3 protein-coding genes are annotated in these 5,845 nt (G+C 71.5%); 1 reads left to right on the top strand and 2 read right to left on the bottom strand.

From position 1 onward, the window contains the following. Window positions 1-129 precede the first annotated feature (129 nt). Together ACWGDX_RS39130 and ACWGDX_RS39135 are read right to left on the bottom strand one after the other, a co-directional pair. The gene (locus ACWGDX_RS39130; protein WP_453633562.1) at window positions 130-1,317 is read right to left on the bottom strand and encodes a S8 family peptidase; all 1,188 of its coding nucleotides are present in this window, start codon (window positions 1,315-1,317) and stop codon (window positions 130-132) included. A 165-nt stretch (window positions 1,318-1,482) separates the two neighbouring features. Then, on the bottom strand, window positions 1,483-3,894 hold the full coding sequence (locus tag ACWGDX_RS39135; RefSeq protein WP_453633564.1) for a SpoIIE family protein phosphatase: 2,412 nt from the start codon (window positions 3,892-3,894) through the stop codon (window positions 1,483-1,485). Between the two features lie 274 nt (window positions 3,895-4,168). Here ACWGDX_RS39135 and ACWGDX_RS39140 point away from each other — a divergent pair, with 274 nt between their 5' ends. Then, on the top strand, window positions 4,169-5,752 hold the full coding sequence (locus ACWGDX_RS39140) for an extracellular catalytic domain type 1 short-chain-length polyhydroxyalkanoate depolymerase (protein ID WP_453633566.1): 1,584 nt from the start codon (window positions 4,169-4,171) through the stop codon (window positions 5,750-5,752). Window positions 5,753-5,845: the final 93 nt, after the last annotated feature.

The following is a 5,845-nucleotide window of genomic DNA, read 5'->3' on the forward strand; positions in this document are numbered from 1 at the left end:
GTCCGGGACGGGACCGGCGGCGGCGCACGGGGGAGGAGACGGACGCCCCCGCCGTGCCGCTGGAGTCCGGTGGCCGAAGTCCGGCGCTCGCAGTCCGGCGGCCGAAGTCCGGCGCTCGGAGTCCGCCGGTCAGAGTCCGCCGGTGTGGAGCAGACGGTTGGGTGAGCCCTTGCTGATGGGTGTCAGCACGTTCTTGCTGGACTGACCGGCGAGCCAGAGCGCGATGTCCCTCGGGCTCGCGTCCGGGTGCTGCTCCTTGTAGAGCGCGACGACCCCGGCGACATGCGGGCTCGCCATGGAGGTACCGCTCTGCGCGACGGCTCCCCCGCCGAGTCCGGCGGAGACGATGGCGGCGCCGGGAGCATAAGTCCACACGCACTCACCGTAGTTGCTGAACTCGGTCTCACGGTCTTGTCTGTCCGTCGCGCCCACGGCGACCACCTGCCCGGCGCCCGCCGGCGAGACCGCGCAGGCGTCCACGGACTCGTTGCCCGCCGCAACCACGGGCAGGACGCCCCGGGCGGCGATCGCGTCGACCGCGTCGTCGACCGCCTTGGACGAAGGTCCGCCCAGGGACGCGTTGAGGACGGCGGGCCCCTTGGCGTTCTTGGCGATCCAGTCGAATCCGGCGAGGATGCCGGCCCAGGTGCCGTTGCCCCGGCAGTCGAGTACGCGGACGGCGACCAGGGAGGCCGAGCGTGCGACGCCGTAGGTCGCGCCGCCGGTGGTGCCCGCCACATGGGTGCCGTGGCCGTTGCAGTCCTGTCCGACGCGTCCGTCACCGATGGCGTCGAAGCCGACGGTGGCGCGGCCGCCGAACTCGCTGTGCGCGGTCTCGATACCGGTGTCGACGATGTACGCCGTGACACCACTGCCCGTACCGGTCACGGTGAAGTCGTTGTCGAGGGGCAGCTTCCGCTGGTCGATCCGGTCGAGCCCCCAGCTCGCGACGGCGCCCCTGGTTCGCGCGGGCGGCCTTCGGGTCATGGGCGGAGTGACCGAGACGCGGCCGTTCTCCTCGACCGCCGCGACCCCGGGGAGCGCGCGTACCACCCCGAGCTGGGACGGGGTGAGGACGGCGGCGAATCCCCGCAGGGTGGTCTCGTAGGTGAAGAGAGGATCGAGCCCGAGCCGCCGTACCGCGTCGGCCGGGGAGAGCGTGGGCTTCAGTGTGACGATGTACTGGTGCGGGACCCCCCGGGCGGAACGTTCCACCGGAACACGGTCCCCGCCGGGCCCGGCCATGGCGTCGGTACCGCTGAGCAGAGGGACGAGCAGCAGAAGGGCGGCCGGTGCCCAGCGCGTGCGCAGGCGCATGCGTTCTCCTTGGAATGACGGATTCGGTCGCGGACAGAGGTGTACGCGATGTATGAAAACCCGTCCTTCCGGGAGGAAAACCCGTCCTTCGGCCACGACACACGAGCCGCTCGGACGGCGTCGGCCGAATGGCGCAGCGCGCCACACCACCGGCGACCGTACGGATCAGGCGACGGGGAGGGCCTGTTCGGCCCAGATGGCCTTGCCGGTGGGGATCTGGCGCGTACCCCAGCGCTTGCTGAGCTGGGCCACCAGCAGCAGTCCCCGTCCGCCCTCGTCGAACACCCGGGCCCGGCGCATGTGCGGGGCGGTGGTGCTGCTGTCGGAGACCTCGCAGATCAGGGTGCGATCGCGGATCAGCCGTAGCCGGACAGGGCCGCCCGCGTGCAGGATCGCGTTGGTGAACAGCTCGCTGACCACCAGCTCCGTGCTGAAGGTCAGTTCCTCAAGACCCCAGGAGACGAGCTGGCCCGTCACCCGTTCACGGGCGTCGGCGACCAGCGACGGCTCGGCCGGCAGCTCCCAGGTGGCCACCTGGCCGTCGTCGAGCGCGTGGGTGCGTGCGACGAGGAGGGCGACATCGTCGACAGGACGCGTGGAGAACAGGGATCGCAGCACGGAGTCGCAGATGGAGTCCAGCGACGGGGCGGGGGTGCTCAGGATGTCGCTGAGCACCTCGATACCGGAGCCGACGTCATGTTCACGGGTCTGGATCAGTCCGTCGGTGTAGAGGGCGAGCAGACTGCCCTCCGGGATCTCGAACTCCGCCGATTCGAAAGGCAGATCACCCAGGCCCAGCGGCGGACCGGCCGGCAGCCGGACCACCTCGACCGTGCCGTCGGGCCTGGCCAGCACGGGCGGCGGATGCCCGGCGCGGGCCGCGCAGCAGTGGCGGGACACGGGGTCGTAGACGGCGTAGAGACAACTCGCGCCGACGTAGGCGTCGTCGGCCGTCGTGTCGGTGTTCTCCGAGGCGAGCCGTACGACCACATCGTCGAGATGGGTGAACAGTTCGTCCGGCGGCAGGTCCATGTCCGCGAGCGTGCGCACGGCGGTACGCAGCCGGCCCATGGTGGCGGAGGCGTGAATGCCGTGGCCGACGACATCGCCCACCACCAGGGCGACCCGTGAGCCGGAGAGCGGAATGACATCGAACCAGTCGCCGCCCACGCCGTACTCGGAGTCGGCGGGCCGGTAGCGGGTCGCGACCTCCACGGCCGACTGCGTGGGCAGTCCGCGTGGCAGCAGACTGCGTTGCAGGGTGACGGCGGTGCTGCGCTCGCGTGTGTACCGCCGCGCGTTGTCGATACAGACGGCGGCACGGGCCGCGAGCTGCTCGGCGAGCAGCAAATCCTCCTCGGTGAAGGCCTCCGGGTTGACGCTGCGGCAGAACAGGGCCGCCCCCAGGATGTTGCCCCGGGCCACCAGGGGCGCCGCGATGACCGACTGGACGCCGAAACGCGGACAGTTGGCGGCGCGCTTCGGGTCGCGCGTCATCCACCGGGTGTATTCGGTGTCCCAGGGGCCGGTGAGGACGGCCCGGCCGGTGGTCAGACAGCGGGCGGGGGGCGAGTACTCGGGGTAGTTGTCCATGTCGCCGACGGCGACAGCCGCCTCGGGGACGCCGGGCCGGTGGGCGGACCGGTGCGCGACACGGCGCAGCCGTACATCGCCGGTGAGCGGATCGGGCGCCGGCTCGTCACCGCGCAGTACGGAGTCCAGCAGGTCGACACTGATGAAGTCGGCGAACCGGGGCAGGGGCGTGCTCGCGAGTTCCTCGGCGGTACGGGTCACATCCAGGGTGGTCCCGATCCGCAGACCGGCCTCGTTGAGCAGGGCGAGTCCCTCACGGGCCCGGTACTCCTCACTGATTTCGAGCCCCGCCACGGCGACCGCCCTGATCCGTCCGTCCTCGTCGGCGAGCGGCGAGAGCGATACGGTCCAGGCGCGCTCATGGTGCTCGCCCGCCGCGCGGCGGAAGGTGAGCGCGGTCTCGGCCTCGCCGGTGCGCAGTGCCCGTCGCATGGGCCTCTCGACCTCGGCGTCCCTGCGGTTCTCCGTCAGGAATCCGGACCGTCGTCCCCGCATCTCTTCCTCCGTGAGGCCGACTATCCGGCACATCTCGTGGTTGGCGCGGAGCAGCCGGAGATCCAGGTCGTGGATCGCCATCGGAAGCACCGCCTGGGTGAACGACCGCTCCGTGAGATCGGCGTCACGGGCGGAGCGGGGCTCCGTCGCCGTCGCGAGCAGCCACTGGCCCGCCCCGTCGCCGTCACCGAGAGGGCAGGCCAGCAGATCCATGTCCATGGGGCCGCCGTTCCTGTGGCGTACGGCGATCCGGCCGCTCCACGGCTCGTGGCGGGCCAGCGCCCGCCGGCCGGAGGCGGGCAGTGTGCCCTGGAGCAGTCCCTCGGCCGGGTGTCCCACGATCTCGACGGGCGCGTAGCCGAGCACCTGCTCCGCGGTCGTGCTCCAGCGCACGACGACGCCGCGGGCGTCGACGGTCGCCGTGGCCCATCCGACCCCTCCGGCCCCCGCCGACACCTCCCCGTTGGGCACGCCACGCGTGTCGTCCATCCGCATCTCAACTTTCGGACAATTTCCGCGAATATTTACATATCCGGATAATCGGCCCTTCTCACTGATATTCCCTTCGCGGTAGACGTCATGCGTGGCAGCGCCATCCATCGGCGGACGGGCCCGTGAAGATCGGCCGGACAGGGCCCGGCCGTCCATATGGCCGGGCCCCACCGCTCCGGCGGATTGATGGTGGTCCGGCCCGTGCTCCACGGTGTGCGAGCGGCCCTACTCTCCGTACTCACCAGAGGGGGGACGCCTCGAAGGAGCCGCCATGCATCGAACCCGCACACCTCGCACGAGACGCTTTTCCACCACCGGACTGCTGCTCGCGCTGCTGGTCACCCTGCTCGGCGTGGGCGGGCCCGGGTTCGTGCCCGTCGCACGGGCCGCGTCACTCACCGAAGTCACCGGCTTCGGTTCGAACCCCGGAAATCTGCGGATGTTCCGCTATGTGCCGGACGGTCTGCCCGCGGGCCGCCCCCTTGTCGTGGCGATGCACGGCTGCACCCAGTCGGCCGCCGCGTACGACGCGGAGACCGGCTGGACCAAGTGGGCCGACCAGTGGGGCTTCGCGCTTCTGCTGCCGCAGCAGCAGTCCGGGAACAATCTCAACTCCTGCTTCAACTGGTTCGAATCCGGGGACATCGGGCGGGGCGCGGGCGAGGCCCTGTCGATCAAGCAGATGACGGACCGGATGAAGACCGATCTGGGCAGCGACGCGGCACGGGTGTACGCGACGGGGCTCTCCGCGGGGGCCGCGATGACCAATGTCGTACTCGCCGCCTACCCCGACGTCTTCACCGCGGGAGCGCCGGTGGCGGGACTGCCCTACGCCTGCGCGACCAGTGTGCTGGCCGCCTACACCTGTATGAACCCGGGAACGAATCTGACACCGGCCGCCTGGGCGGACAAGGTCCTTGGCGCGTACCCCGGTTACACCGGGCGCCGGCCGTCGGTCTCGGTCTGGCAGGGCACCGGTGACACGACGGTCGTCCCCGCCAATATGAGGGAGACCGTGGAGCAGTGGACCGCCGTCCACGGCACGGACGCCACGGCCGACACCACCGACACCGTGGCCGGCTATCCGCACGCGGTGTACCGCGACGGCGCGGGACGGGCGGTGGTGGAGACGTACTCGCTCACCGGCATGGGGCACGGCCAGCCGGTCGACCCGGGCACGGGGGCGGAGCAGTGCGGCACCGCGGGCGCGTACATCCTCGACGTCAACCTCTGCGCCTCGTACCGCATCGGGCAGTTCTGGGGTCTGGGCGGCGGCGGAACGCCCGAGGAGCCGGGGGATCCCGGCGATCCGGGAGATCCCGGGGAGGAGGAGCCGCCGCGTACCGCGGTGTTCCCGAGCGTGGGCGCGGACGACGGCTATGTGAAGGCGTCGGCGACCGGCGGGGGACCCTCCGTCGGCACACTCGAAGGCAGCCTCGGTGTGGCGGTCGGACGGGGTACGGACGCACTGCACAACCGCGCCCTCTTCTCGTTCGACACCTCGTCCCTGCCGGACGGGGCGACGGTGAAGCGGGCGTATGTGACGGTGGCGCGCGCCAGCGGCAGCGGTGACCCGTGGGCGGCGGGCAACCGGCTGGTGCTGGACATCAGGACCGGCTGCTTCGGCGCGTCCTGCGCGACGGGCACGGACGACTGGGCCGCGGCCGCCTCGGTGAGCGCGGCGGCGGAGTTCGGCGCCTTCTCCTCGGGCACGAAGGCGTCCGGCGACTTCACCTCGGTGAACCGTACGGGCGTCACCCAGGCACGGCTGCGTCTGCTCAACGCACCGGCGTCGACGGCGTACATCTTCCTGCGGTCGGGAACCGGCGCGACGCTGACGGTGGAGTGGGAGTAACCGCTCACGGCGACCGCTCAGCAGGGCACCGAGCGCGCGGGGGGGGGGGCCGGGGGGGGATAACGGCCCCCCCCCCCCGCCCCCCCGCGAAGC

This window comes from Streptomyces sp. NPDC055025 (assembly GCF_053608565.1).